26 protein-coding genes and 1 other annotated feature are annotated in these 25,666 nt (G+C 41.4%); of the genes, 6 read left to right on the forward strand and 20 right to left on the reverse strand.

The window, feature by feature from the left end; all coding sequences use genetic code 11:
* The 7 genes from AKG34_RS17280 to zapA all read right to left on the reverse strand — a co-directional run.
* Positions 1-373: helix-turn-helix domain-containing protein (locus AKG34_RS17280; protein WP_152952371.1), on the reverse strand; the 373-nt coding region annotated here is incomplete at its 3' end.
* Between the two features lie 81 nt (positions 374-454).
* Positions 455-601: a hypothetical protein gene (locus tag AKG34_RS28055; RefSeq protein ID WP_161804948.1), complete on the reverse strand. Its 147-nt coding sequence runs from the start codon at positions 599-601 to the stop codon at positions 455-457.
* A gap of 216 nt (positions 602-817) precedes the next feature.
* Positions 818-1,225, reverse strand: coding sequence for a DUF350 domain-containing protein (locus AKG34_RS17285; protein ID WP_053347227.1), 408 nt, complete (start codon positions 1,223-1,225; stop codon positions 818-820).
* Positions 1,226-1,290: 65 nt separating this feature from the next.
* Positions 1,291-3,645 (reverse strand): endonuclease MutS2, encoded by a 2,355-nt coding sequence (locus AKG34_RS17290; RefSeq protein WP_053347228.1) that lies wholly within the window; start codon positions 3,643-3,645, stop codon positions 1,291-1,293.
* 35 nt (positions 3,646-3,680) lie between these two features.
* Positions 3,681-5,399, reverse strand: a complete 1,719-nt coding sequence (gene polX / locus AKG34_RS17295) for a DNA polymerase/3'-5' exonuclease PolX (RefSeq protein WP_053347229.1) — start codon at positions 5,397-5,399, stop codon at positions 3,681-3,683.
* A gap of 216 nt (positions 5,400-5,615) precedes the next feature.
* Entirely contained in the window at positions 5,616-6,149 is a 534-nt protein-coding gene (locus tag AKG34_RS17300; protein WP_053347230.1) for a CvpA family protein, read from the reverse strand.
* Positions 6,150-6,153: 4 nt separating this feature from the next.
* Positions 6,154-6,414, reverse strand: a complete 261-nt coding sequence (zapA, locus tag AKG34_RS17305) for a cell division protein ZapA (protein ID WP_053347231.1) — start codon at positions 6,412-6,414, stop codon at positions 6,154-6,156.
* A gap of 171 nt (positions 6,415-6,585) precedes the next feature.
* On the opposite strand from zapA, the gene rnhC reads away from it, so the two are divergent.
* Complete coding sequence (gene rnhC, locus AKG34_RS17310; RefSeq protein WP_053347232.1) at positions 6,586-7,539, forward strand: ribonuclease HIII; 954 nt, start codon at positions 6,586-6,588, stop codon at positions 7,537-7,539.
* Here the strand turns inward: rnhC and AKG34_RS17315 are convergent.
* The 4 genes from AKG34_RS17315 to AKG34_RS17330 all read right to left on the reverse strand — a co-directional run bounded on the left by AKG34_RS17315 (position 7,530) and on the right by AKG34_RS17330 (position 12,523).
* The gene (locus tag AKG34_RS17315; RefSeq protein ID WP_407946264.1) at positions 7,530-7,748 is read right to left on the reverse strand and encodes an alanine-zipper protein; all 219 of its coding nucleotides are present in this window, start codon (positions 7,746-7,748) and stop codon (positions 7,530-7,532) included. The genes rnhC and AKG34_RS17315 overlap by 10 nt on opposite strands.
* Positions 7,749-7,938: 190 nt before the next feature.
* Entirely contained in the window at positions 7,939-10,353 is a 2,415-nt protein-coding gene (pheT, locus tag AKG34_RS17320; protein ID WP_053347234.1) for a phenylalanine--tRNA ligase subunit beta, read from the reverse strand.
* Positions 10,354-10,380: 27 nt separating this feature from the next.
* On the reverse strand, positions 10,381-11,421 hold the full coding sequence (gene pheS, locus AKG34_RS17325; protein WP_053347235.1) for a phenylalanine--tRNA ligase subunit alpha: 1,041 nt from the start codon (positions 11,419-11,421) through the stop codon (positions 10,381-10,383).
* 59 nt (positions 11,422-11,480) lie between these two features.
* Positions 11,481-11,720 (reverse strand) — a binding site (T-box leader).
* Between the two features lie 44 nt (positions 11,721-11,764).
* On the reverse strand, positions 11,765-12,523 hold the full coding sequence (locus AKG34_RS17330) for a TrmH family RNA methyltransferase (protein ID WP_053347236.1): 759 nt from the start codon (positions 12,521-12,523) through the stop codon (positions 11,765-11,767).
* A gap of 122 nt (positions 12,524-12,645) precedes the next feature.
* Between AKG34_RS17330 and sspI the strand changes: the two genes are divergently transcribed.
* On the forward strand, positions 12,646-12,855 hold the full coding sequence (gene sspI / locus AKG34_RS17335) for a small acid-soluble spore protein SspI (RefSeq protein WP_053347237.1): 210 nt from the start codon (positions 12,646-12,648) through the stop codon (positions 12,853-12,855).
* A 34-nt stretch (positions 12,856-12,889) separates the two neighbouring features.
* On the opposite strand, the gene AKG34_RS17340 is transcribed toward sspI, so the two are convergent.
* The 7 genes from AKG34_RS17340 to AKG34_RS17365 form a co-directional block, all read right to left on the reverse strand.
* Positions 12,890-13,276, reverse strand: a complete 387-nt coding sequence (locus AKG34_RS17340; RefSeq protein ID WP_053347238.1) for a general stress protein — start codon at positions 13,274-13,276, stop codon at positions 12,890-12,892.
* Positions 13,277-13,466: 190 nt separating this feature from the next.
* Positions 13,467-13,799, reverse strand: a complete 333-nt coding sequence (locus AKG34_RS17345) for a hypothetical protein (protein ID WP_152952306.1) — start codon at positions 13,797-13,799, stop codon at positions 13,467-13,469.
* On the reverse strand, positions 13,723-13,878 hold the full coding sequence (locus AKG34_RS28060; RefSeq protein ID WP_161804949.1) for a hypothetical protein: 156 nt from the start codon (positions 13,876-13,878) through the stop codon (positions 13,723-13,725). Before AKG34_RS28060 ends, AKG34_RS17345 begins: the two co-directional genes overlap by 77 nt.
* A 260-nt stretch (positions 13,879-14,138) precedes the next feature.
* Positions 14,139-15,464, reverse strand: coding sequence for a (Fe-S)-binding protein (locus AKG34_RS17350; protein WP_053347240.1), 1,326 nt, complete (start codon positions 15,462-15,464; stop codon positions 14,139-14,141).
* The gene (gene glcD / locus AKG34_RS17355; RefSeq protein WP_053347241.1) at positions 15,461-16,873 is read right to left on the reverse strand and encodes a glycolate oxidase subunit GlcD; all 1,413 of its coding nucleotides are present in this window, start codon (positions 16,871-16,873) and stop codon (positions 15,461-15,463) included. Before glcD ends, AKG34_RS17350 begins: the two co-directional genes overlap by 4 nt.
* Positions 16,874-16,990: 117 nt before the next feature.
* The gene (locus tag AKG34_RS17360) at positions 16,991-18,103 is read right to left on the reverse strand and encodes a CdaR family transcriptional regulator (RefSeq protein ID WP_053347242.1); all 1,113 of its coding nucleotides are present in this window, start codon (positions 18,101-18,103) and stop codon (positions 16,991-16,993) included.
* A 75-nt stretch (positions 18,104-18,178) separates the two neighbouring features.
* Positions 18,179-19,870 carry an L-lactate permease gene (locus tag AKG34_RS17365; RefSeq protein WP_053347243.1) on the reverse strand — a complete coding sequence of 564 codons (1,692 nt, stop codon included), beginning with the start codon at positions 19,868-19,870 and terminating at the stop codon, positions 18,179-18,181.
* Between the two features lie 242 nt (positions 19,871-20,112).
* On the opposite strand from AKG34_RS17365, the gene AKG34_RS17370 reads away from it, so the two are divergent.
* The 4 genes from AKG34_RS17370 (at position 20,113) to AKG34_RS17385 (ending at position 23,889) form a co-directional block, all read left to right on the forward strand.
* A complete protein-coding gene (locus AKG34_RS17370) occupies positions 20,113-20,844 on the forward strand; it encodes a FadR/GntR family transcriptional regulator (RefSeq protein ID WP_053347244.1) in 732 nt (243 codons plus the stop codon).
* A gap of 177 nt (positions 20,845-21,021) precedes the next feature.
* The gene (locus AKG34_RS17375) at positions 21,022-21,738 is read left to right on the forward strand and encodes a (Fe-S)-binding protein (RefSeq protein WP_053347245.1); all 717 of its coding nucleotides are present in this window, start codon (positions 21,022-21,024) and stop codon (positions 21,736-21,738) included.
* Positions 21,739-21,760: 22 nt separating this feature from the next.
* A complete protein-coding gene (locus tag AKG34_RS17380) occupies positions 21,761-23,191 on the forward strand; it encodes a LutB/LldF family L-lactate oxidation iron-sulfur protein (protein WP_053347246.1) in 1,431 nt (476 codons plus the stop codon).
* The gene (locus AKG34_RS17385) at positions 23,188-23,889 is read left to right on the forward strand and encodes a LutC/YkgG family protein (protein ID WP_053347247.1); all 702 of its coding nucleotides are present in this window, start codon (positions 23,188-23,190) and stop codon (positions 23,887-23,889) included. The genes AKG34_RS17380 and AKG34_RS17385 overlap by 4 nt, the downstream gene beginning before the upstream one ends.
* Positions 23,890-23,949: 60 nt before the next feature.
* Here AKG34_RS17385 and AKG34_RS17390 read toward each other — a convergent pair whose 3' ends face one another.
* On the reverse strand, positions 23,950-25,035 hold the full coding sequence (locus AKG34_RS17390) for a M42 family metallopeptidase (protein ID WP_053347248.1): 1,086 nt from the start codon (positions 25,033-25,035) through the stop codon (positions 23,950-23,952).
* Between the two features lie 64 nt (positions 25,036-25,099).
* The gene (locus tag AKG34_RS17395; RefSeq protein ID WP_180320467.1) at positions 25,100-25,588 is read right to left on the reverse strand and encodes a dUTP diphosphatase; all 489 of its coding nucleotides are present in this window, start codon (positions 25,586-25,588) and stop codon (positions 25,100-25,102) included.
* Between the last annotated feature and the right edge of the window lie 78 nt (positions 25,589-25,666).

Genomic DNA, 25,666 nt, shown 5'->3' on the forward strand with positions numbered 1-25,666 from the left:
GATTCTTTTTCGATTTGAAGCGTGGTGACTTGTTTTGCTTTTTATAATATCGACTATAGGAATCTGCTAAATTTTCCACCGATTTCTGTAAGGCAATACTGTCTACTTCTTTCAGGAAAGAATACTCTTTCTTTAAAGCTGGAAGTTCTTTGATTGTTGCGTATTTATTCAGAAAAGAACCTTTCCATTCATTAGAGGATAATTGGCCGTTCTGCTTCATTTCTTCACAAATATACCAGTAGGCATCTTTCTCCTTTTGTTTGCCTAAAAAGAAGTTATAGACAAAACGGGAGCAGCCGATCGTTTTATTGATTAGAACTAGTTGTTCTTTAGTTGGATAGATTCGAAATTTATAAGCTTTGTTTACGATCATTGGTTTCACCCCCTTATAGTTATTATTAACCACAGAACGTATGTTTGTCAAAAGATTACTTTGGCTTATGCCAACCGCCATTCATCTTCCCCTTACCGTTGGGCTCTCGCCCTTCACACGCTTGAAGAGGGAGTCTTCTGGCGGGAAATGATAAATTTGCGTTTGCAGTGCCGGTAAAGCGTTCATTGATATTTCTTCAATCTTTTGTATCAGTTTAGACTGATCCACTTTTCTTCCTCCTCTTCCAAACTGTCAATTAATTAATATTTATACACTCAAAACATCATTTTTTAATAGGAGGTCAAATAAAAGAAGCGACACAAAGGCCGCTTCTATCAGGTGAAGAATATCATATAAATGATTCCAAACAGAAAAAAAATTCCGCAACAAACGATTAAGATTTTTGCAAGTTTCTCCACAGTTTTCTCCCTCTCATGCAGAGCATTAAGAAATTCCAGCGCCGATGACAAAAGATAAAGCGATTGAAATGATCATCGATAGAAATCCAACTGCCCGATTATCTTTTTGTATCTCTTCATCTATTTTAAATCCAGGCGTCATAAATTCAAAAATAAAATAACCGATCAGCAGCAGGACAAATCCGTATACGCCCCAGCCAATCATTGTAATTATCGAGTTCTGAAGGAGAATAGATTGTTGAAATACATAGGCAATCCCAAAAATCTTTCCGCCTGTGGCCATCGCGACAGAAAGATTTCCCTGTTTGATTTCCTCCCAATTTTTGTACTTTGTGACAAGTTCAAAAATGGCTAAAAAAACAATAATGCACAAAATAACAACACTGTAACGAGCAGCTATATATACATATTCATTTTCCCACATGTTCTCCATGGCACAACTCCCGAATGGTAACTGACCATCCGGCTTGGCAGAATAGCCGGAATGACCACTTTCCTTTATTTAAATTCTACCACCGTCACACCTGTTCCACCTTCTGCAGCCTCGCCGAACCGAATTCGTTTGACAGAGCGGTGATGTTTCAAGTATTCCTGAACACCTGACCGGAGAGCTCCCGTTCCTTTACCGTGAATGATAGAGACACTCGAATATCCGGCCAGCAGAGCATCATCAACATATTTCTCCACTCTGGACAGTGCATTTTCGAAACGTTCCCCACGAAGGTCAAGCTCAAGGCTAACGTGATAATCTCTTCCTTTTATCGTGGTAAGTGGTTTCGTTTCTTTTACTTTTGTAGTCTTAATGAACTCTAAGTCAGATTCCTTTACCTTCATTTTCATGATTCCGATTTGAACCTGCCATTCATTACTTGAAGCTTTCTCAATTAGATGACCTTTTTGTCCAAAGCTAACAACCTTAACTTCATCTCCAGGTTTTAAGCTTTTATCCAACGGTTTAGCCACTTTATTTGTTGATTTTTTTATTTTAGGTGCTGCATCTTCAAGTCGCTTTTTCGCGTCGATTAATTCATGCTCTTTGACATCAGCATGCTTTTCAAGACGCAGTTTACGTAAATCAGCAATAATTGCTTCCGCTTCTTTTTTTGCATTTTCCACAATGGCAGCTGCTTCTTTTGCTGCCTTTTCGACCATCGCATCCCGTTCTTCATGGTATTCACCAATTTGCTTTTGAAGGTCTTTATGAAGAATTTCAGCCTGTTTCAGGTGATCTGCGGCTTCTAGTTCCTCTTCTTCGGCCTTCTTGCGGCTATCTTCAAGGGACGCTATCATATTCTCAACTTTATTCGTATCTTCACCGATATGGCTGCGGGCGTGGCTAATAACGCTCTCTTCCAAGCCAAGACGCTTGGAAATTTCAAACGCATTACTCCGCCCCGGTACACCAATCAACAGTTTATACGTTGGACTCAAGGTTTCTACATTAAATTCAACGCTTGCATTAATGACGCCTTCCCTGTCATATCCATACGCTTTCAATTCTGGATAATGGGTCGTTGCAATCACACGTGCACCGCGCTTATAAACTTCATCCAAAATTGAAATGGCTAATGCGGCACCTTCCTGAGGGTCAGTTCCCGCTCCAAGCTCATCGAATAAAACAAGGCTATCATAATCGACATTCTTTAGGATATCGACAATATTGACCATATGGGAAGAGAATGTACTTAAGCTTTGTTCAATCGACTGTTCATCGCCAATATCGGCATAAACAGAGGAAAACACAGCCGTTTCAGAACCATCCAGCGCAGGAATTTGCAGACCGGACTGGGCCATTAACGTACATAGGCCAATCGTTTTAAGGGTAACGGTTTTACCCCCTGTATTGGGACCAGTAATGACGATTGTCGTAAATTCATCACCAAGGAAAATGTCATTGGCCACGACAACATCACTCGGAATGAGCGGATGCTTCGCTTTGAATAATTTCACGCGTCCCTCATTATTTAGAATTGGTTTAGACCCTTTTATCGCTTTTGCGTACTTTGCCTTGGCGACAAGGAAATCGACTTGTGCGAGCACCTTAACATTGTGAAGCAATTCCGGGGTGAACTCACCGACTTTTTCCGATAACTCGACTAAAATCCGTTCTATTTCCTGTGTTTCCTTCACTCGTGTTTCCTGAAGTACATTATTCAATTGAACGATTGCCTGTGGTTCAATAAACAACGTTTGTCCGGATGAAGATTGATCATGAATGATCCCGCCATACACACTTCGATATTCCTGTTTTACTGGGATAACAAAACGGTCATTCCGGATTGTGATAATGGCGTCTGACAACATTTTCGACGCATTGGAGGAACGAATCATACTTTCGAGTTTTTCCCTGACACGGCTTTCGTTCGTACGAATCTGGTTTCGAAGGGTACGCAACTTATCGCTCGCAGAATCCATCACTTCGCCGTGCTCACTAATAGCATAAGTAATTTCCTGCTGCAATTCAATCAACGGATGAAGTGAATCAATATATTCTGCTAAAAGTGGAACTTCGATTTCCTGCTCCGCGATTTCATCAAAGAAACGACTCAGAATCCTGCCGGCACGAAGCGTACTCGCAAGCTCCATCAATTCCATCGGTGAAAGCATACCGCCAATCTGAGCCCGTTTTGCATGTGGACGGATATCAAAAATTCCGCCCAATGGCAAATTTCCTTTTAAACGGACAATTTTGGCTGACTCATCTGTTTCTTCCTGCCACCTCGATACTTCCTCAAAGTCAGTGGAAGGCATCAATTGCTGTGCCTTCTCCTTTCCTATGGAAGAGGATGCATGTGAGACTAATTGTTCTTTAATTTTATGAAATTCCAATGTCTTTAAAGCTTTATTATGCATGGAGTTAAAGCTCCTCCTCTTTTGTGGGCAAATAGTTAGTCATTTCTCTTTAAAAACGTTAATAATCCATCAGTATTCTTTGCATTAAGGACAGTGGATTTTTTAATCCAGCCTTTTTTAGCCGAAGAAACCCCGACCGGCATATGTTCAAGCATGTCAATGCTATGAGCATCGGTATTGATCACAATCGGAACGCCTGCTTCCTGTGCCTTCCGTAAATGCGGCGGAGCCAAATCTAATCGATTCGGGTTAGCATTCAATTCCAGTGCTGTATTCGTTTCGAGCGCTAGTTCAATCAGCATATCAATATCAACATCATAACCAGTTCGTTTGCCGATAATTCTTCCAGTTGGATGGGCGATGATATCAACATGCGGGTTATTTAACGCAGTTTTTAAGCGCTCCATGATCGTATCACGAGGCTGGGAAAAACTTGAGTGGATTGAGGCGATAACCAAATCCATCTCTGCCAACAACTCATCGTCATAATCAAGTGTTCCATCAGGAAGTATATCCATTTCAATCCCTGAAAGCACGGTAAAATCATCATATTTTTCATTCAGGTCATGAATGATTTGTTTTTGCTCACGTAAGCGTTCCACGGTCAGACCGTTAGCCACTTTCAGATATTGTGAATGGTCAGTGATGGCCATATATTTATAACCTTTGGCCCGGCACGCTTCAATCATTTCTTCAATCGAATAAGCCCCATCACTCCATGTGGTATGCATATGCAGATCACCTTGAATATCTTCTACCGAAATAAGTGGTTCATCTGCATCATATTGCTCCACTTCCGTTCCATCTTCACGTAATTCTGGAGGAATAAACGGTAGTCCAAAATGATTATAAAAGAGTTCTTCTGTTTCAAATGTTAATACTTCACCCGTCTCAGCCACTTCTACTCCATACTCACTGATTTTTTCACCGCGATCTTTAGCCAGTTGGCGCATCCGGACATTGTGATCTTTTGAACCGGTAAAATGATGGAGGGTCGTGATAAATTCCTTATCCTTCACGATTCGGAAATCAACAGATATATCATATTCATAATCAAGTACAACTGACACCTTTGTATCGCCGGCTGCAATCACCTGTTTTATGCCCGATAATGAAAGAAGCTGATCCTTCACAGCTTCGGGATGATCAGTCGAAATAATAAAATCGAGATCTTTAATCGTTTCCCTCATACGACGGATACTGCCGGCTCTTGATGAACGGATGATATATTCCATGTTGGTAATAGCCAATTCAATATCATCCGCAATCGGTCTCATGAAGGCAAGCGGAAGCCGATCAGGCCTTGAACCAGCCTCAGCAATCGCAGACAAAATCTTCTCTTCCGTTTTTTTACCGAAACCGGAAAGTGCCGCGACCTTGCCTTCTTCACAAGCGAGTTTCAGGTCATTCACATCATTGATATGAAGCTCTTTATGCAGCTTGGCAATTTTTTTCCCTCCCAACCCTTGAAGTTGTAAGAGCGGAATCAAACCTTTTGGCACCTGCTCCTGAAGCTCTTCAAGAACAGTCGACTTTCCTTCATTGATATACTCTTCAATGACGGCTGCTGTTCCTTTCCCGATTCCACTTAAAGTGGTAAAATCTTCGATTGCCGTCAAACTCCGATCATCCGTTTCTAAGGCACCTGCCGCCTTGCGGAAAGCTGAAACCTTAAACGGATTCTCTCCTTTTAATTCCATATATATTGCAATTTTTTCTAGTAATTTAATGATATCTTTTTTATTTACTGTCATTTTTTTCACCGCCGAAAAAATTAGTAGGGTGTCCCTTATTTACTTTCTTAAAGATACCTTTCTTGGAGGTAAAGTACAAGCAGTCCGATTCTTACTATACGAATCAACAAGAAAGAAGTTTCATCGTTCTCCATACAAAGGGGCCTCACCCTTTCAAAGTATAGGAATCTAGGACTTTGAGAAAGGTAGATAGGCCCTCGTTTACTGTCATTAAGATTATTTCACAAACCAAAGATCTTTAACTTGTTCGGAAAGGAACGGCGTATGTTTCACTATAGATTCTGCCAGAAAAGAGCCGGTTAATGGTTCCTGAATGGAATCCATTGGCAGCAAGGCAGCTATGTATAATATAATAAACATGATAAGATAGACTTCGACAAATCCTAATATCCCGCCACCCCAGCGATTTAGCTGTTTTAAAATCGGCAGATAGGTAATGAAATTGAGCATCGATCCAAGCATTTGCCAGAGAATTTTGGTAGCGAAGAAAATGATTGCAAAGGCAATAGCGTTGTAATACGCCGTTTCAAGCCCTACTGTCTCGAAAAACATATTAATGTTTGAAGAATCACCTATCGTCGGGAATGGGATCCACAATTTCAAATTGGGAGCAAGATCGCCGTAGAACACATAGGCGACAATGAAAGCTACTATAAATCCAGTCATATGAACAGTTTGTAAAATAAAGCCACGCTTTAAACCGATTAATAAACCGATTAAAAGAATGGCCAAAATTGCTAAATCTAGCATGTACTCAGTCCTTCTCTCTCTTTAATTCCAGTTGAAGCTGGTCTAGTTCATCTTTTAATTTAATATATTCGTGGACGGTATTCACGGCCGTTAATACCGCAAGCTTACTCGTATCCAAATATGGATTTTTCATACTGATTTCTCTCATTTTCTCGTCAACCAGCGAAGCAACCTGGCGCATATGACTCGCGCTTTCTGTACCGACGATTGTATATGGTTGTCCGTATATATCAACTGTTGTTTTATTTCGTTTATCGTCTGACAAAATGATGCCCCCAATCTAAACAATCCTAATTCTATCATATCATGAAGTTTTTCGTCATGAAAGAGAGTACAACGTCATTTCTTGCATAAAATTGCAATAATTTGTCAAACGAAATCGACCTTAGGTTGAGGACTCCCTAAAAAAATAAAATTGAGTTAGGAGTTTCTAATTATGTCTCATGTTGTTTTACTTATCAGTCCTTCACAAATAACGGAAATGAAATCTCATTATTCCTCTTCCTTAGCCGCAAAACTGCCACCAGGAAGTATCTTTTCAGCTAAGCCACCCCTATGTACGGTGACCGCCTATAAATCCGGAAAGGTCCTTTTCCAAGGAAAGAATGCTGAAACGGAAGCGAAAAAGTGGCAGAAAGGTGCTGCTGCTCCAAAGAAAAAAGCAGCCTCTACCGCATCAGTCAATGTCCATCGTTATTCACCGCCTGCCCATATTGGCACCATGTCTGTTATTGGTTCGGATGAAGTCGGGACAGGAGACTATTTCGGACCCATGACCGTCGTTGCTGTCTATGCAAAAAAAGAGCAGCTGCCTCTATTGAAAGAACTGGGTGTCCAGGATTCTAAAAATCTGAAAGACCCACAGATTATCGAAATTGCCAAACAGATTAAAGATGTAGTGCCATTCAGTCTGCTTACTTGTGATAATCCGAAATATAATACACTTCAGGCAAAGGGGATGTCACAAGGAAAAATGAAGGCCCTCCTTCATAACCAGGCCATAAAGAATCTTATGCAAAAAATCCAGCCAGAACAAGCAGAAGCCGTCCTAATCGACCAATTCGCTCAACCTGATGTATTTTTCAACTACTTGAAAGGCCAAGAACTATTTCAGGCAAACGCCACCTATTTGTGCACCAAAGCGGAAGGCATTCACCTTGGGGTAGCTGCCGCTTCCATCCTGGCACGCTATGCATTCGTAAAACGCTTTGATTTGCTGAGTGAAAAAGCCGGTTTCAAAATCCCTAAAGGTGCCGGCTTTGCTGTCGATGAAGCAGCAGCACGATTGATTCACGAAAAAGGAATCGACTCTTTAAATGAATTTACGAAAACCCACTTTGCCAATACGGAAAAAGCGAAGCGACTATATCAACAGAAATATCATAAATAAGGAAAGCGGCTGTCCTTAATGTAATGGTCTGAGTATTTTTTTCGCTTTACTCGTGAATTCGCTCTGTTTACTCGTGAATTCGCTTTGTTTACTCGTGAATTCGCTTTGTTTACTCGTGAATTCATCCTGCTTACTCGTGAGTTCGCTCTGTTTACTCGTGAATTCATCCTGTTTACTCGTGAGTTCGCTCTGTTTTCTCGTGAATTCATCCCGTTTACTCTTCATCCTGTTTACTCGTGAGTTCGCTCTGTTTACTCGTGAATTCGCTCTGTTTACTCGTGAGTTCGCCCTGTTTACTCGTGAATTCATCCCGTTTACTCGTGAGTTCGCTCTGTTTACTCGTGAGTTCTGATTATAAAAAGACAGCTTCCCAAAATTCAGGAGGCTGTCTTTTTGAAATTATCCTCGTAGTTCTGCGCCAGCTTTTTCTTTAACAGCCGCAAGTACATTATCATGTGCTTTTGTAATATCCTCGTCCGTTAGTGTGCGTTCCGGATCGAAGTATTTCAGTGAGTAAGCGATGGATTTCTTACCTTGCTCCATTCTTTCGCCTTCGTATAAATCGAAGATGCCTACTTCTTTCAGCAACTTTCCACCGGCTTCTATAATAATGCTTTGAATGTCCCCAGCTTTTGTTGCTTTATCAACAACAAGCGCGATATCGCGTGTGGTCGATGGGTAGCGCGGAATAGTTTCATAGGCAATTGGCGCCACTTCCGCTTCAGCTAATGCTTTTAAGGAAAGTTCAAAAATGTATGTTTCTTTAATATCCAAGTCTTTTTGTACCGTTGGGTGCACCTGTCCGATGAAGCCAATCACTTCACTATTCAACAGTACCTCAGCTGTCCGTCCTGGATGCATATCATTGATTTCCGCTTGGCGATAACTGATTTGATCAGCTAAACCTAGTGTATCGAATAACGCTTCAATCACGCCTTTAGCTACATAGAAATCCACGGGTTTCTTTTCGCCTTGCCATAGGTGGGATTCCCATAGGCCTGTGATAGCCCCAGCAATATGTTCTTTCTCTTCAGGAAGCTCTTGTCCGTCCTGCTTAAAGAATACTGAACCGATTTCATATAAGGCAAGTGAATCAAGTTGGCGAGCATTATTGTATTTCACAACTTCTAATAATTGTGGCACGATGCTCAAGCGCAATTGGCTTCGTTCTTCACTCATTGGCATTGCCAAACGAATGGATTCGCGAGTTTCCAATGCGAATTGGGCCGCTTTTTCCTGGCTCGTCAGTGAATAGGTCACTGCTTGGTAAAGGCCTGCTCCTTCAAGGGTACGGCGAGCTTTCCGACGTTTGATTTGATAGTCCGTCAATTGACCTGGAGTTGCTGAACCGATTGGCAACGTTGCGGGAATGTTGTCATACCCATATAAACGTGCCGCTTCTTCAACTAAATCCGCTTCAATCGTAATATCACCACGGCGGGTAGGAACTGTGATTGTGAACGTTTCATTGTCAAGCTCCACTCCAAATTGCAGGCGTTTGAAGATTGACTCTACTTCAGATACCGTCATGCCCGTACCAAGAAGTGTGTTGATTTTTTCAAGTGTGATGCTTATTACAGCAGGTTCCATTGTTAATTCGTCAACTTCTGCTGTTCCTTGTAGAATTGTTCCGCCTGCATACTGTGCAATTAATTGAGCCGCACGCTCTCCAGCTTCACGTACCCGGGCTGGATCGACTCCTTTTTCAAAACGGGCACTGGCTTCACTGCGTAAACCGTGATCTTTTGAAGCTTTACGAACTACAGTACCAGCAAAATAAGCACTTTCAATAATAATATTCGTTGTATCATTTTTCACTTCGGAATTAGCTCCACCCATCACACCAGCAATCGCAACCGGCTCGTTGCCATTAGTGATTACTAAATGTTCAGGTGTCAAAGTCCGCTCCGCTTCATCCAATGTGACGATTTTTTCTGCATCTTTCGCTCTGCGAATGACAATTTCTTTTGAACCAAAACGATCATAATCAAATGCATGTAGCGGTTGACCATATTCAAGCAAAATGTAGTTCGTAATATCGACTACGTTATTATGCGGACGAATACCTGCAGACATAAGACGAGTCTGCATCCAAAGCGGTGACGGACCGACTTTTACATCTTTGATGATTTTAGCGATGTATAATGGATTATCTGCTTTCGCTTCCACTTTGACACTAATATAATCTGATGCTTTTTCAGCTGCTTCTTCATTCTCGATAACCGGCCATTTTACTTCCCGACCAAGAATAGCCCCTACTTCGTAGGCAACACCAAGCATGCTCAAAGCGTCAGAGCGGTTTGGGGTTAAGCCAAGTTCCAGCACTTCATCGCTTAAGCCAAGCTCTTCTAATGCATCTTTACCTACTTCCGTATCATTTGGAAACACGAAGATGCCTGTTGCATAGTCTTTAGACACAAGCTTGGATTCAAAACCCAATTCTTGAAGCGAACAAATCATACCGTGCGATTCTTCTCCGCGAAGTTTTGCTTTCTTAATTTTGAAGTTGCCCGGAAGCACAGCGCCGACAGTAGCCACCGCGACTTTTTGACCTTTATCGACATTCGGTGCACCACAGATGATTTGAACGGGATTTTCTGCCCCGATATCGACTAGACATTTATTCAATTTATCGGCATTTGGATGCTGTTCACGTTCTAGTACATGTCCGATGACAACTCCTTTAAGCCCTTCACTTTTCTTTTCTACCCCTTCAACCTCAATACCGCTTTTTGTGATTTTGTCAGCAAGCTCTGTTGCATTGATGCCGGAAAGGTCTACATAATCTTGCAACCATTTATATGACACAAACATGGTAGGTCCTCCTTTTTAAAATAAAATTTATGCTTCGTGATGATGGAATTGTTTTAAGAAACGAACATCATTTGTATAGAAGTGACGGATATCATCCACACCGTATTTCAACATTGCGATTCGTTCCACACCGATTCCAAAAGCGAATCCTGAGTATTTTTTCGAATCAAATCCAGCCATTTCAAGTACGTTCGGGTGAACAATCCCGCCGCCCAGCACTTCAATCCAGCCTGTTTGTTTACAGACGCTGCAGCCTTTTCCACCGCAGATTTTACAAGAAATATCAACTTCAACAGATGGTTCTGTAAATGGGAAGAAACTTGGACGAAGACGGATTTCACGGTCTTGACCAAATACTTTTTTCGCAAACACGTCAAGCGTACCTTTCAGGTCGCTCATGCTGATGTTTTCATCGATGACCAGGCCTTCAATTTGTTGGAATTGATGGGAGTGTGTCGCGTCATCGTTATCACGGCGATATACTTTACCAGGGCAAATAATTTTAACAGGGCCTTGGCCTTTATGTTTTTCCATCGTTCTAGCTTGTACCGGTGAAGTGTGTGTACGCATTAGGATTTCATCTGTGATGTAGAAAGAGTCCTGCATATCACGTGCCGGATGGCTTTTTGGCAGGTTCAATGCCTCAAAATTGTAGTAGTCGCTTTCGACTTCTGGACCTTCTGCAACTGTGTAACCCATACCGATGAATAAATCTTCAATTTCTTCTACAACACGTGTTAATGGGTGAAGATTCCCCTTGTTAACCGGTCGTCCTGGAAGTGTAACATCAATGGTTTCTGTTGCTAGCTTTGCATTGACAGCAGCTGTTTCAAGAGCTTTTTGTTTCTCCTCAATTTTTGAAGCGATTGCTTCACGAACATCATTAGCAAGAGCACCGATTTTCGGCCGTTCCTCCGCTGACAATTTACCCATGCCACGTAATACCTCAGTGATAGGCCCTTTTTTCCCTAAATAAGAAACACGGACTTCATTCAGTTCCTTTAGTTCGGAAGCTGCGGCAACTTTTTGCAACGCTTCTTCCTGCAGTTCTAGTAAACGTTCCTGCATCATGTCTTCCTCCTTTATTTTCCTTTTGTAAAAATAAACACAAAAAAACCCCAATCCCAGAAAGGGACGAGGTTTATGTATCGCGGTACCACCCTTATTAGTGCACAAGCAAAAAAACTTCGCACTCACTTCATAAAAATAACGGCTCTTCACCGGAACATTTTTCGGACCCTATGTCTTCCCAATGCCAACTCGAAAGGTGAATTCCCTTAAGCAGCGCCATAAAAATGCTTTCAGTCACGGCATTTTTTCCCTGGTTATGGATATCTTAAGTTACTACTCTTTGTCATCGTTGTTTTCATTATAAAATTCTGTTTTATTATATTATAATTCGTCAGCCGTTTCAAATTGATTTTCGTAAATGGTACATTAAAATCCCAGCCGCAATCCCTACATTAAGAGATTCGCTTTTCCCGTAGATAGGAATATAGAGGTTTTTCGTAGTTTTCTCTAGCAATCCCTTTGCTACTCCCTGTCCTTCATTACCGACAAGCAAAGCAAATCGAGAGGACTTTTCCACTTCTTCAAATGGCGAGGCTCCTTCAAGGGCTGTGCCGTATACCGGTGTGCCTTTTTGCTTCAAATCATCGATGATTTCAGAAAGGTTTCCTTTGATGACAGGCATATGAAACAGGCTTCCTTGCGTCGAACGGACCACTTTCGGATTATACAGATCTGCACAGCCTTCGCCGAGAATGACAGCATCAATTCCAGCCGCATCTGCCGTCCGAATCATCGTTCCAATATTCCCTGGATCCTGTACCGCATCTATCAACAATAGTTTATCCGGATTAATGGACGCCATACTAATTGATTTCTGCTCACATACAGCTGCAATTCCCTGAGGGGTCTCTGTATCACAAATCGCTTTCATAATATCATTTTTAACATAAATGACTTCTGTGCCTTCTAGTGTAAAATGGGCAGGCATTTCTGTTTCTTCATTAACAATCACTTCAATGACGATTTCTTCCTTTAACGCTTCTTCAACGAGGTGAAAGCCTTCGACTAAATATTTCCCTGTTTTGTCGCGCTCTTTCTTCGTCAATAGCTTTTTCCATTGCTTCACTTGCGGGTTTTTTACGGATTCAATATATTTCAAGGTTAAACGCTCCTTTAACTTCACACTGATTGTCCTATTATAACGCAATTTACATACATATTGCATGCCAGTTTGTGAAATGCTATTAATGTGAGTCATTATGTGTAAGAGGAGGAATAAATGTGAATTTAAACCTAAGGAATGCGATCATTCAAAATGTAACCGGGAATACTCAAGAGCAGCTAGAAGACACGATTGTCGATGCAATTCAGAATGGCGAGGAAAAAATGCTTCCTGGATTGGGCGTATTATTCGAGGTCATTTGGCAAAATTCATCTGAGCAGGAAAAACATGAAATGATTACTGTTCTCGAATCAGGATTAAAAAAATAACAGCCCTCGCAGGCTGTTATTTTTTTGTATTCGCTTACTTCGGCACTACTTTATCAAAGCCTGACTTTAGTTCATCGATAGAGACTTCTTCATCGAGCAGTAAGATGAATTTTTTTGCGCTCACTTCTTCAAGCATCGCTTTTGTCTCATCATAAGAATAGCCGTATTTCGTGAAAAAGCTACGTAAATCTCCAGATCCTTCATCTGTGAAGTAGTGGAAGATTCTTAAAAAAAGAGTGTCCTCCTTATCCTGATTGGCGATGATCAGGATATCCGTATGTTCATTTCCAAGCTGCACATCATTTTTTATATTAGCTGCTACTGTCATTTGGGGGCCAGTAACGCCTTTAGCTTGTAATTCTTGAATTGCAGCAAGTAGTTCCGGATTAGAGTCAAAAACACCATATACGTTTTTTTCCATGTTTCTCCCCCTCCTTGTTACTCTACTTAGAATAAATTCCTTTGTAATTATACCTTGCGGCTTGATCAATAAACAAGCAAATTGTCTAATGAGAAATCCTAACCAATCGTTAAAGGAATCCTTTGCATAAAAGGATTTCCACCCATTCCTTAAAAAAATAACAGCCTTGCGCAGGCTGTTATTTTGCGTCTTACAGATTATCGGTGTTCATTCGATTTTTGATGTATTCATCTTTCATGATATCCTTTTCTTCTTGCTGCACACTTTCAACATTCGGGTTCATAGTCCGATCCAGTGCTTTTTTAGTATCAGCAGAAAATGGGTCTACATTGGGGTCGCTCGCTAGTGTTCCTTCATAATCCCCAGGCTTTTTCACCTTATATTTTTCGGTGGAGTTCGCCTTTATTTCTCTTTCTTCAGCTCGATTCGTGTTCAGGTATTGACTTTCAAATAAGTTGGCAGAATTCCCATGAAGCTCTTCGCTTTTTCCTGGCTGGGCTTCTACTAATATCGTCTCCCTCAAAGCCCTTAGCCTTAAGTGCATTAATTGCTTGGATTACTTCTGCATTCGATTCATATACACCATATACTGTTTTATTCATGTTACATTCCTCCTTAGGTTTTGTTAAGTGGATGTTATATATAAACTCTACCCGCTGAGTCCCTAAGTAAACGAGGATGTACTATTTCATTTTTGGATATAACATTACAATTTGTTCTCAAAACAGAACGATATTTTACTTGAAACCAAGTCACAACAAAGGCTTTCGCATATATTAAAATTTAACATTTACCCAAATACTACCATTCCTATACTCTTCATTAACTACTTGAAGTCAATCAATACATCCGCTTTCTTCTACTATAAAACAACAGCCTCTAAAAGCAGATCCACAATATGAACCGCTTTCGTACACTCGCTCAAGTTTTCTCTTTCGATTCCCAATTGCATTTGTAGCAAACAACCAGGATTTGCTGTAACAACAATATCTGCCTGTGTCGATTTAGTGTGTTCCATTTTCGAATCGAGAATTTTCATAGACATCTCTGATTCTACAATATTATAAATCCCAGCTGAGCCGCAGCAACGATCAGCATCTTTCATTTCCCTAAAATCAATTCCTTCTATCGATTGAAGGAGAATTCTCGGCGCCTTTGAAGTTTTCATCACATTCCGTAAGTGACAGGAATCTTGATATGTCACTGACTGTGAGGGCAGTTTCAAGCGAACTTTTTCCTGAAAGCGTAAATCCACAAGAATTTCGCTGATATCTTTCATTTTGTTTTTAAAAGCAATGGCCCTTTCGTACCACTCCGGCTCATCTTGAAGCAAATGATCATAATCAATAAGGAATGCTCCACAACCCCCGGCATTTGTAATAATATAATCGACTTCGTCCGCTTCAAACGCTTCAATATTACGCTTGGCTAGTTGTTTTGCGCCTTCTTTTTCACCACTATGACCATGCAGGGCTCCGCAACAAGCCTGGGCTTTTGGGATTACGATTTCACATCCGGCCAGCTGCAGAAGTTTTAGTGTAGCCTTGTTTGTATCCAAAAACATTGTATCCATTAAACAGCCGGAAAAGAAGGCTACCTTTTTGACTGGATTTCCTATCGCAGGCAGCTCTGTTGGCCGATTTTTCATTTCGGATTTTTTGGGAACTTTCGGTAGCACTTTTTCCATGGTCGCAAGATTATCCGGAAGGATGCTTAGGACACCAGTTTTACGAGCAATGTACTGAAGACCAGAACGCTGGTAAAAGCCCAGTAAACTTGTCATGTTCTGCATCCGCTCTTGATGAGGAAATAATCCGTTAAAAGCCGCCTTACGAATCGCTTTTACTGGAAGACTGTGTTTTTTATTCTGATGGATGATATCCCTCGCTTCTTCTAGTAGATGTCCATATTTAACACCGGAAGGACAGACTGGCTCACATGCCCTACAGCCGAGGCAAAGGCTTAAAGAACGCTCTACATCTTCATCCGGTTCAATCAAGCCATCCGTTACCGCTTTCATAAGTGCAATACGGCCCCTTGGTGAATGGGATTCCTTTAATCCTGATTCAATATATGTCGGGCAATGGGGTAAGCAAAAGCCACAACGCATACAATTAAGCAATTCATCCTCATTCATTTTCTCCGCAAATTGGTCGGCAATGATTTCCCTCTCTTGGACTGTCGTCACGATGACACCACCACCCTTTTCCTACTTTCTTTGGCGAATACCTTGCCTGGATTCATGATGTTATTCGGATCGAATGCCTGTTTAATTCCCTTCATCGCGGCAATGCCCTCTTTTTTCAGCTTCCATTCAAGGTAAGGGGCCTTCATGGCTCCAACTCCATGTTCACCGGTAATCGTGCCTCCAAGGTCAATAGCCACAGCAAAAATGTCGGCAAAGGCAAGCTCCACTCTCTCCATTTCGTCATGATCACGGGCATCAGTAATACACGTTGGGTGAAGATTTCCATCCCCAGCATGACCAAATGTACAAATGTTCACATTATGTTTAGTAGCGATTTCATTAATGGCTCTAACCATTTTGGCAATTTCCGAACGTGGTACTGTAGCATCCTCTAAAATTGTCGTAGGTTTCAAACGTGCGAGTGCAGAAAGAGCTGTCCGTCTCGCCGTTTTCAAGGCCACTGCGTCGAGTTCCGTTTCAGCAATTTCAACAGAGACAGCTTTTTCCTCTAGACAGATATCCGCCATTCTTTTCATATCACGTTCTACAACTTCTGGCGGTCCATCCTGTTCGATTAGGAGAACTGCTTCCACATTGGTAGGCAAACCGATTTTCGCGAAATCCTCAACCACTATCAAGGTTGGCCGATCAAGAAATTCAAGGGTGACTGGAATGATTTTATTTGAAATGATTTTAGCTACAGATTGGGCCGCAGCATCCAGGTCGTGATATAAAGCAAGCATGGTCTTTGTCGTTTCCGGAATGGGAATCAGTTTTAAGATCGCTTCCGTTACGATACCAAGTGTGCCTTCTGAGCCAACAAACAGCTTTGTTAAATCATAACCGGCTACATCCTTGGCAAGCTTTCCTCCTGTTCGAATGATGTCCCCATTCGGAAGAACTACTTCAAGCCCGATAACATAATCACGAGTGACCCCGTATTTTAAACCTCGTAATCCACCAGAGTTCTCATTTATATTGCCGCCAATTGTGGAAATCTTCATCGAACTTGGATCGGGCGGATAAAATAAGCCCTTCTTTTCAACCGCAGAAATCAAATCCAATGTGATAAGCCCAGGCTGGACCGTAGCCGTTAAGTTTTCCTCGTCTATTTCAATCAATGAATTCATCCGATTAAATAAAAGGACAAGGCCCCCTTCTGTTGGGCATGTGCCTCCGCTCAAATTCGTCCCCGAGCCGCGTGGAATGATAGGAACTTTGTGTTCGTTACAAACTTTGACGATTGCGGCCACTTCATTCGTGCACCCTGGTTTAATAACGGCATTCGGCATCGATTGATATCCCGGCGTCGCATCGTATGAATAAACAAGGCATTCCACTTTAGAATCATCGTAATTTTCCGGACCAACAATGCTCAGTAGTTGTTGCTTAACCTGTTTTGTTAACATATACATCCCCCTTATGTAATAAAAATAGTTCACGAATTTTTTATGTAGTTTAAGTATAGAAAAAAGCCAGTCCATCTTCTATGTATGAACATATAGACTTTCCGGCTTTTAATATTATTAATTTGTATGTTTATCTAATATTTGTACAGCTAGATACATAGTGACTAAATCTGACAGCTTCCTAGGATTTAATTGGGTCAACTCTTCAATACGTTTGAGCCTGTAATGGAGAGTATTAATGTGTATATGCAGGGCTGCAGCGGTTTCTTTCAAAGAAAGATCACAGGAAAAATACATGGACAGCGTTTTAAGTAACTCCTCGTTAAGAAGTAGGTTCTCAATCGTCCGAGTTAAATATTCCTGTCTTGTTTCAGGGGTAACTTCATCGAGCAGGACTTCGAGCTTCAAGTCCTCATCAAATACAATATTCGATGAAGAAAGCGCAATTTTCAAGGACCGTTCTGCTTTAAAAAAGGCTTGTCTAAATGCGGAACCTGGTGAACGTGAACTAACCCCAACGCTCACTTTATATCCGGAACTTTCCTCAAGTTTTTTTTGCAATTGGCTTAATTTCGTTAATTGGTGGGTTTTTGAACCGATAAAATCAGCTAATGAAAGAATGACGAACTGGTTCCTTCCCCAACGAACTACGATGTCCTTTGGGTGCTGCTGCCTTATGTAAATCTGCAGCGTCCTCCACACATGCTGTTCAATGATTTTTTCTGTCTGAAATTCACCAAGAATGATAATTCGGTCAACCATAACATCGATTCCCAGCAGCTTTGCCTTCTGAAGGAAAGACTCATTGAACCTTTGAAGCTGATGCCATTCAAACACAAAGAATTCCATCAGGCGGGACTGCGATTCTTCTTGTTCGATATGGTAGCTTTCCTGAATAAACATCTCCGTCATCTTCTTTAAAAGTTCTGCATATGGAGAAACCTGTTTGGGATCACCGGTAATACCAATTACACAAACGGCTTCCTGATTAAAAAAAATGGGCAGGTTGATTCCCGTCTTTACCCCTTTCCAATGTTGTTCATCTTGTTTATTGATAATCAGTTTCTCACGGTTTTTAAAAGCATGGATGGCTCCTTCATGGTAAGAACCAATACGACTTTTATCCGTGCTGGCGATAATCATGCCAACATGATTAATAATGATGATTTCCTCATCAATCAACTTTCGAACCTCATGAACTAATTTTTCTGCCACTGCTGCTAAATGCATAAGTTGCCCCCCTTCGTATAAGATCATAAAAGCATAGAGGACTCTCCCTTTTCAAAAGGGAGAGCCTCATTCAAATTATGGAATCATCCAGGATAGGACGCCATTTTGCAAGAAGGTAATTATACAAACAAGCAGCAATAAGAATAAGCTATGTTTAATCGTGAATCTCAATAATTCTGATTCCCTGCCTGCCAATCCTACAGCAGCACAAGCAATGGCAATCGATTGAGGCGAGATCATTTTACCGGTAACCCCTCCGGATGAGTTCGCCGCAAGTGCCAGAACCGGTTCCATCCCTACCTTAAGTGCTGTAACTTTCTGAAGACTGCCAAATAAGAGATTAGCAGATGTATCGGATCCAGTAATAAACACCCCTAGCCAACCGAGAACCGGTGCAAAGAACGGAAACAAATCCCCTGATTTTGCAAGTGTCATTCCTAATGTTGTCGACATGCCAGAAGCATTCGTTACGTACGCAAAAGCCACAACAGAAGAAATCATCAAAATTGGTTTTGCCAACTCTTTCATTGCTTCGGCAAAAGTGTTAAAGAAAACTTTTGTAGAGATGTGTGCAATAAACTTCGTAACGATTGCAGCCAGTAATATAGCTGTACCCGCTGCCCCGAGCAATTCTATTTTGAAGAAAGCGGCTATCGGTAATCCATTGCTCCCGATAATCTCGTTATGCAGACTTGGTACTTCAATTTGGAAGGTTAATAGTTTTCCAATTTCATTGATGCCGCTCAGTAACATATTGTCACCTTCATAATGTCCAGAGAGCGCAGGTTTTATTGGATTCATCCCCCATATCGTTATGAAAAGCGTTAACAAAAGGAATGGTGACCATGCATGGAATATTTGCCATTTCGTATACCTTTTTTCCACTTCCACTGAATCATCCAATGGTTCAACAGCTGCTGCCGTTTCTTCAGACGCAAACCGGAAAATTGTTTTAGGCTTCCAAAATTTCAGGAAGATTGCTAAAGCAAAAAGTGACACTAGGGCAGAAAGGATATCTGGTAACTCCGGTCCAAGAAAATTCGAGCTAAAGTATTGGGTAATTGCAAAGGATAGACCAGAAACCAAGATAGCTGGCATAACCTCAAGCGATCGTTTCCACCCAGTCATAATCATAATGAGGTACAGAGGAATGAATGCTGAAAGGAATGGCAGTTGGCGACCGACCATTTTTGAAATCTCCATGGCAGCAATCCCCGTAGGCCCTTCCATAGCAATAATCGGTATTCCAACGGCCCCAAATGCGACCGGAGCAGTGTTGGCAATTAAACAAATGCCAGCTGCATATAGCGGGTTAAACCCAAGACCTACTAAAAGTGCTGCGGAAATCGCAACCGGTGCTCCAAATCCAGCAGCCCCTTCTAAAAAGGCCCCGAAAGAAAACGCAACCAATAAAGCCTGAAGGCGGCGGTCTTCGGTAAGCGAAAGAACCGAAGATCGAATAATATTGAATTGTCCGCTTTTAATTGTCATTTTGTACAAAAATACTGAAGTGATAATAATCCATCCAATTGGCAGTAGCCCGTACACCGCCCCTTGCGAAGCAGACATTATGGCCTTTCCTGCTGGCATTCCATACACAAAAACGGCAACTGCAAGGGCCACTAGTAACGTCGTAAGACCAGCAATGTACCCTTTCATTCGCTTGATCGTGAGAGCCCAGAAAAAGTAAATAATTGGGATAAGTGCTACAAGGGAAGATACGACTAAATTATCGATAATCGGCGTAAAGTTTTGTGTCCATGTCATTCATTTCGACTCCTTTTGCTTATTTTTTTAAAATTTCAGAAATTATGTATCAGGTGAAAACCCTTACATATCTAAATATTCAAAGTCATCAGATGACTTGATGAGTATTTATTTAAATTAAATGATAAAAAATATAAAATCAAGATTTTTTTTAGATTTTTAATCTTCGACAAGTGAGAAAGATCGTTTGTGTTATATAATATTAACCAGAGAAACTCATAGAAAATAGAGGTGTTTACTACTTGGTATATAAAAAAATTAAACCGAAAAAAATTTATGAAGAAGTCAGCGAAGAACTTTATGAAATGATTCGGTCAGGCACCCTGAAACCAGGTGAACAATTAGACTCCATTCAACAGCTTGCGGAAAATTTCCAAGTCGGACGACCGGCAATCCGTGAAGCATTAAGTGCATTAAGTTCAATGGGACTCATTGAAATCAAACAAGGAGAAGGAACATTTGTTAAAACATTTGACCCTAGCATCATGAACCTCCCATTAACTGCTGCTCTTTTGATGGATAAGGACAATATCAAGCATTTGCTAGAGGTTCGGAAAATCCTTGAGTCAGGGGCGGCTGAAGTGGCTGCGAAGAAACGAACAAATGAAAATCTTGCTGAGCTTGAGTTCAGGCTTTCTGAAATGGAAAAGGTGACTGAAGATGAAGAACTGAGTGATAAAGCTGATATAGCCTTCCATGTCGCAGTCGCAAACGCTTCCCAAAATGAATTGCTCATTACGCTGATGCATCACGTTTCAGAATTAATGACGGAAAAGATGCGTGATATTCGGCGAATTGCTCTATATTCTGAAGAAATGACACTTAAACGACTTTACCAACAGCATGCGAAGATTTATGACGCGATTGTGGCGCAAGACGAAGCAGGAGCCCGCAACGCTATGCTATTTCACCTTCAAAACGTTGAGGAATCATTAGATAAAGTCATCCTCACTAATCAGCAAACAAATATTTGATTATTCATTAAATTTCAAAAATACTCTATACAACCAAGGAGAAAATTGGTATATTATTTTGAAAACGATTTCTTCATTTATAATCCTGGAATTGGTATTTTCTCTAAACCATTTCCTTTTTCTATTATCTAGTCATCAGATGACCTGTTAACCTATTTTAAAAAGGAGGAGACCAAATTGAAAGTAACTCTCTTTGCAACTTGTTTAGTTGATTTGTTTCAATCCAATGTCGGAAAAGCAACAGTAGAACTACTCGAGAGATTAGGCTGTGAGATTGATTTTCCAGAATCGCAGATTTGTTGTGGACAGCCGGCATACAATAGCGGGTATACAAAGGAATCAAAGGAAGCTATGAAAAAGATGATCCAAACGTTCGAGGATGCTGAATATATAGTAACCCCCTCAGGTTCCTGTGCGGCTATGTTCAAAGAATATCCAGTCCTTTTTAAAGGCGATGCTGAATGGGAAACGAAGGCTGCTGCATTGGCGGCAAAAACATATGAATTGACCCAATTCATCGTGAACGTTCTAAAGGTAACTGATGTTGGCGCTACATTTGAAGGAAAAGCGACTTATCATACTTCCTGTCATATGACTCGGCTGCTTAAAGTGAAAGAAGCCCCTGCCATTTTGTTAAGCCATGTTAAAGGACTGGAAATGACACCTCTTCCGGACGCTCAAAATTGTTGCGGATTCGGGGGAACCTTTTCAGTTAAGATGGGTGATATATCCGGACAAATGGTCGAGGAAAAAGTCTGCAATATTGAAGATACCGGAGCCGACTTTTTAATTGGCGGCGATGCAGGCTGTTTAATGAATATCGGCGGACGTATCCAACGTAAAGGTCAACCTATTAAAGTTCTACATATTGCCGAAGTATTGAATAGTATTTAAAGAAAGCGAGGAGGGATAAAACATGGCTATGAAAACCAGCTCTGCCAAGTTTAAAGACCGAGTGGATGAAGGAATACATAATGATTTTATGCGACTGGCGGTATCGAGTGCCCAAGAACGATTACACGGACGGCGGCTGACTGCCGTTGATGAGTTGGGAAGCTGGGAGGATTGGCGGTCCCTTGGGGAAGAAATCCGACAGCATGTGCTTAGCAACCTTGATTTCTATTTGCACCAGCTTGCAGAAAATGTTTCGAAACGAGGAGGTCATGTCTTTTTTGCTGAAACAGCTGAAGAAGCAAGCGGATACATTAAGGACGTTATCGTAAAAAAGAAGGCCAAAAAAGTCGTGAAATCAAAATCGATGGTCACGGAAGAAATCAATTTAAATGCTACTCTTGAAGCTGTTGGACTTGATGTCGTTGAAACAGACCTCGGTGAGTACATTTTACAAGTTGATGATCATGATCCGCCTTCCCATATCGTCGCGCCTGCTCTCCACAAAAACAAAGAACAAATAAGGGATGTTTTTAAAGAGAAGCTTGCCTATACGAAAACCGAAAATCCGGAGGAGCTTACCGCTCATGTCCGGGGTATTCTTCGGAAAGATTTCTTAAGTGCGGATGTTGGCATTACCGGCTGTAATTTTGCGATTGCAGAAACTGGCTCGATTGGTTTGGTAACGAATGAGGGAAATGCTGATTTAGTCACAGCCCTGCCAAAAACGCAAATTACCGTGATGGGGATGGAACGGCTTGTACCTACATTCGATGAATTTGAAGTTCTTGTCAGTTTATTGACAAGAAGCGCGGTCGGTCAAAGATTGACCAGCTACATTACCGCACTTACCGGTCCACGTGATGAAGGGGATGTCGACGGACCTGAGGAATTCCACCTTGTCATCGTCGATAATGGACGCTCTTCCATTTTAGGAACTGAGTTTCAATCTGTTCTCCAATGCATTCGCTGTGCAGCCTGTATCAATGTCTGCCCGGTCTATCGCCAGGTTGGCGGCCATTCCTATGGTTCCATTTATCCGGGTCCAATCGGTGCTGTGCTTTCACCATTACTTGGTGGCTATGATGATTTTAAAGAACTACCTTATGCATCAACTCTTTGTGCAGCTTGTACCGATGCCTGTCCGGTAAAAATCCCTCTGCATGATCTGCTAAGAAAGCATCGTGAAGTCATCGTAGAAAAGGAAAAAATGGTTCCCTTCTCTGAAAAGATGGCTATGAAGGCATTCGGAATCGGCGCCGCTTCTCCAATGCTTTATAAGTTTGGTTCAAAAATGGCCCCTTCAGCTATGTCCCCTTTTAAAACGGGAGATATCATCTCAAAAGGACCGGGACCACTTAAAACCTGGACCGAAAGCCGTGAATTCCCAGCTCCTAGTAAAGAAAGCTTTAGGGACTGGTTTAAAAATCGCGAGACAGGAGGGAAACCATCATGACTGGAACTATCCAAAATGAAGGCACGTTTTTAAATAAAATTGCCAAAAACCTAGGAAGAGCTCCTATAACCAAAGGCATAACCCGTCCTGTTTGGAAGCACGCCCCCCAATTCGAGGTTCTGAAACATGCGACACCAGATGATCTTGTCAACGAATTACAGGAACAGTGCAAACGGGTCCATACGCAGTTTCACCTTACCGACTCAAAGCAAGTTGCACACCTTTTAAAACAGGTGATTGAGGAACTTGGAAATGGACAATTAATCATTCCAAAAGATGATCGATTCTCTGACTATCAGTTATTTGATGTGCTGAATGAAAAAGGTGTCCACGTTTGGGACCATCAAGCAGGGAAAAAAAATATCGAACTGGCAGAAAGTGCTAATATCGGAATCACATTCAGTGAAATAACACTTGCGGAATCAGCGACCGTCGTCTTATTTAGCAGTAAGAACCATGGCCGTTCCATCAGCTTCCTGCCCGCTTGTCATGTTTCCATTATCCCAAAGAGCACCATCGTTCCGCGAATGACACAAGCTGCAGCGGCCATTCGTTCTAAAGTTAATCGCGGTGAAGTCGTTCCTTCCTGCATTAATTTCATAACCGGACCGAGCAATTCCGCTGATATCGAAATGGACCTTGTCGTTGGCGTTCATGGTCCAATTAAAGCCGTCTATATAATTGTCGAGGATAAGTAACTATCAATGAAAAAGGAGAGGCCCTTTAAAGGAGCCTCTCCTTTTCTAAATTTCTCTATGTTATTCGTAAATAATACGGTCCACTGCTTCACGGTCTAAGCGTTTGATCACTTCGACAATTAGTTTAACTGCATTTTCATAATCATCACGATGAAGCATTGCCGCATGTGAATGAATGTAGCGTGTTGCAATCGTAATTGCCAGTGCAGGAACTCCATTTGCTGTTAAGTGAATGGAACCTGCATCCGTTCCACCGCCTGGAATCGATTCATATTGATAAGGAATGTTCATTTCGTCAGCCGTGTTGGTAACGAAATCCCGCAGTCCTTTATGAGCTACCATCGATGCATCATATATAACGATTTGCGGACCTTCACCCATTTTACTCATCGCTTCTTTATCAGTTACACCTGGTGTATCACCAGCTATACCGACATCAACGGCAAAACCAATATCCGGCTTAATTTTGAACGTTGATGTTTTAGAGCCACGCAGACCAACCTCTTCTTGAACTGCACCAATCCCGTATACAACATTCGGATGGTCGCTATCTTTCAACTGTTTAAGGACGTCAATAGCGATTGCACAGCCAATTCGGTTGTCCCAAGCTTTAGCAAGCAACATTTTTTCATTATTCATGACTGTGAATTCAAAATACGGTACTACCATATCGCCCGGCTTAACGCCCCATTCCTTTACTTCTTCCTTGCTAGTTGCACCAATGTCAATAAACATATCTTTAATCTCAACCGGCTTTTTCCTCGCTTCTGCTGATAAAATATGTGGCGGCTTTGAACCGATAACCCCAGTTACATCGCCTTTATTTGTGACGATCGTCACGCGTTGAGCGAGCATCACCTGTGACCACCAGCCTCCTACCGGCTGAAAACGCAAAAATCCTTTATCATCAATTTGAGTTATCATGAAACCAACTTCATCCAAATGTCCAGTAACGACGATTTTCGGACCGTTTTCATCACCTGTTTTCATAGCGATCAAACTTCCCAAACCATCAGTCGATATTTCATCCGCGAAAGCGGTTATGTATTCAGCCATTACTTTTCTTACTTCACTTTCATTTCCAGCAATGCCTTTAGCATCCGTTAAATCTTTCAGCATCCTTAATGTTTCATCCAATTGAGCCATGCATTTACCTCCCTCTTTTTTACACTACAAGAATAATTATACAAAATATCGGTTGCACAAACAATTAATAGCCTTGTTTTTGTCTTTCGTAATTCACTTCATTTTTGGTGACGTATGCATTTTCCACATCCTCTGCGGAAAATCCTAGCAACTCCCCTAAATGTAGATATTCAGCAAAAACCTTTTGAAACGCGGACTCTGTTAATTGCACACGAAACTCGTTGATGTACCCGTATATCAAAGTGAATTGAGCCGTTAAATCAACATGACCCATTTTGAAAGCCGATGGAACTTTTGGTACAAAACTCTTTTCAATCCCAAGTGACAAAATAAAGTGAATGCCATCCACGTATTCAGCCAAAATCGTTTCTTTATCCGAAGGACCTTTAAGACTCCAGAATTTAAAACATCTCGTTTCGTTAGCCAGCTCCCCAAGCTCCACTAAAAGAGCAAGAGTCTTCCGCTCGACCAAGTTTTCTGCACCCAGATCGTGCTTTGTCTCTATATGCTTATCTAAGGCCGCCTGCATGTCCATCAATTTTGCTATGTTCACTTTTATCACTACTTTCTATCTTAATCCCTTAAATTATAACAAATAAATGAAACTTATTAAAAACCCATACGTAAATGA

The sequence above is a fragment of the Peribacillus butanolivorans genome (genome assembly GCF_001273755.1).
Taxonomy (GTDB): Bacteria; Bacillota; Bacilli; order Bacillales; family DSM-1321; genus Peribacillus; species Peribacillus butanolivorans.

Bases quoted from the DNA above. Each gene is read 5' to 3' on its own strand.
- AKG34_RS17285 (WP_053347227.1), bottom strand. From the start codon at position 1,225: ATGGAGAACATGTGGGAAAATGAATATGTATATATAGCTGCTCGTTAC.
- AKG34_RS17290 (WP_053347228.1), bottom strand. From the start codon at position 3,645: ATGCATAATAAAGCTTTAAAGACATTGGAATTTCATAAAATTAAAGAA.
- polX (WP_053347229.1), bottom strand. From the start codon at position 5,399: ATGACAGTAAATAAAAAAGATATCATTAAATTACTAGAAAAAATTGCA.
- AKG34_RS17300 (WP_053347230.1), bottom strand. From the start codon at position 6,149: ATGCTAGATTTAGCAATTTTGGCCATTCTTTTAATCGGTTTATTAATC.
- rnhC (WP_053347232.1), top strand. From the start codon at position 6,586: ATGTCTCATGTTGTTTTACTTATCAGTCCTTCACAAATAACGGAAATG.
- AKG34_RS17315 (WP_407946264.1), bottom strand. From the start codon at position 7,748: ATGAATTCACGAGAAAACAGAGCGAACTCACGAGTAAACAGGATGAAT.
- pheT (WP_053347234.1), bottom strand. From the start codon at position 10,353: ATGTTTGTGTCATATAAATGGTTGCAAGATTATGTAGACCTTTCCGGC.
- pheS (WP_053347235.1), bottom strand. From the start codon at position 11,421: ATGCAGGAACGTTTACTAGAACTGCAGGAAGAAGCGTTGCAAAAAGTT.
- AKG34_RS17340 (WP_053347238.1), bottom strand. From the start codon at position 13,276: ATGGAAAAAAACGTATATGGTGTTTTTGACTCTAATCCGGAACTACTT.
- AKG34_RS28060 (WP_161804949.1), bottom strand. From the start codon at position 13,878: ATGAATAAAACAGTATATGGTGTATATGAATCGAATGCAGAAGTAATC.
- glcD (WP_053347241.1), bottom strand. From the start codon at position 16,873: ATGTTAACAAAACAGGTTAAGCAACAACTACTGAGCATTGTTGGTCCG.
- AKG34_RS17360 (WP_053347242.1), bottom strand. From the start codon at position 18,103: ATGCATTTAGCAGCAGTGGCAGAAAAATTAGTTCATGAGGTTCGAAAG.
- AKG34_RS17365 (WP_053347243.1), bottom strand. From the start codon at position 19,870: ATGACATGGACACAAAACTTTACGCCGATTATCGATAATTTAGTCGTA.
- AKG34_RS17380 (WP_053347246.1), top strand. From the start codon at position 21,761: ATGGCTATGAAAACCAGCTCTGCCAAGTTTAAAGACCGAGTGGATGAA.
- AKG34_RS17385 (WP_053347247.1), top strand. From the start codon at position 23,188: ATGACTGGAACTATCCAAAATGAAGGCACGTTTTTAAATAAAATTGCC.
- AKG34_RS17390 (WP_053347248.1), bottom strand. From the start codon at position 25,035: ATGGCTCAATTGGATGAAACATTAAGGATGCTGAAAGATTTAACGGAT.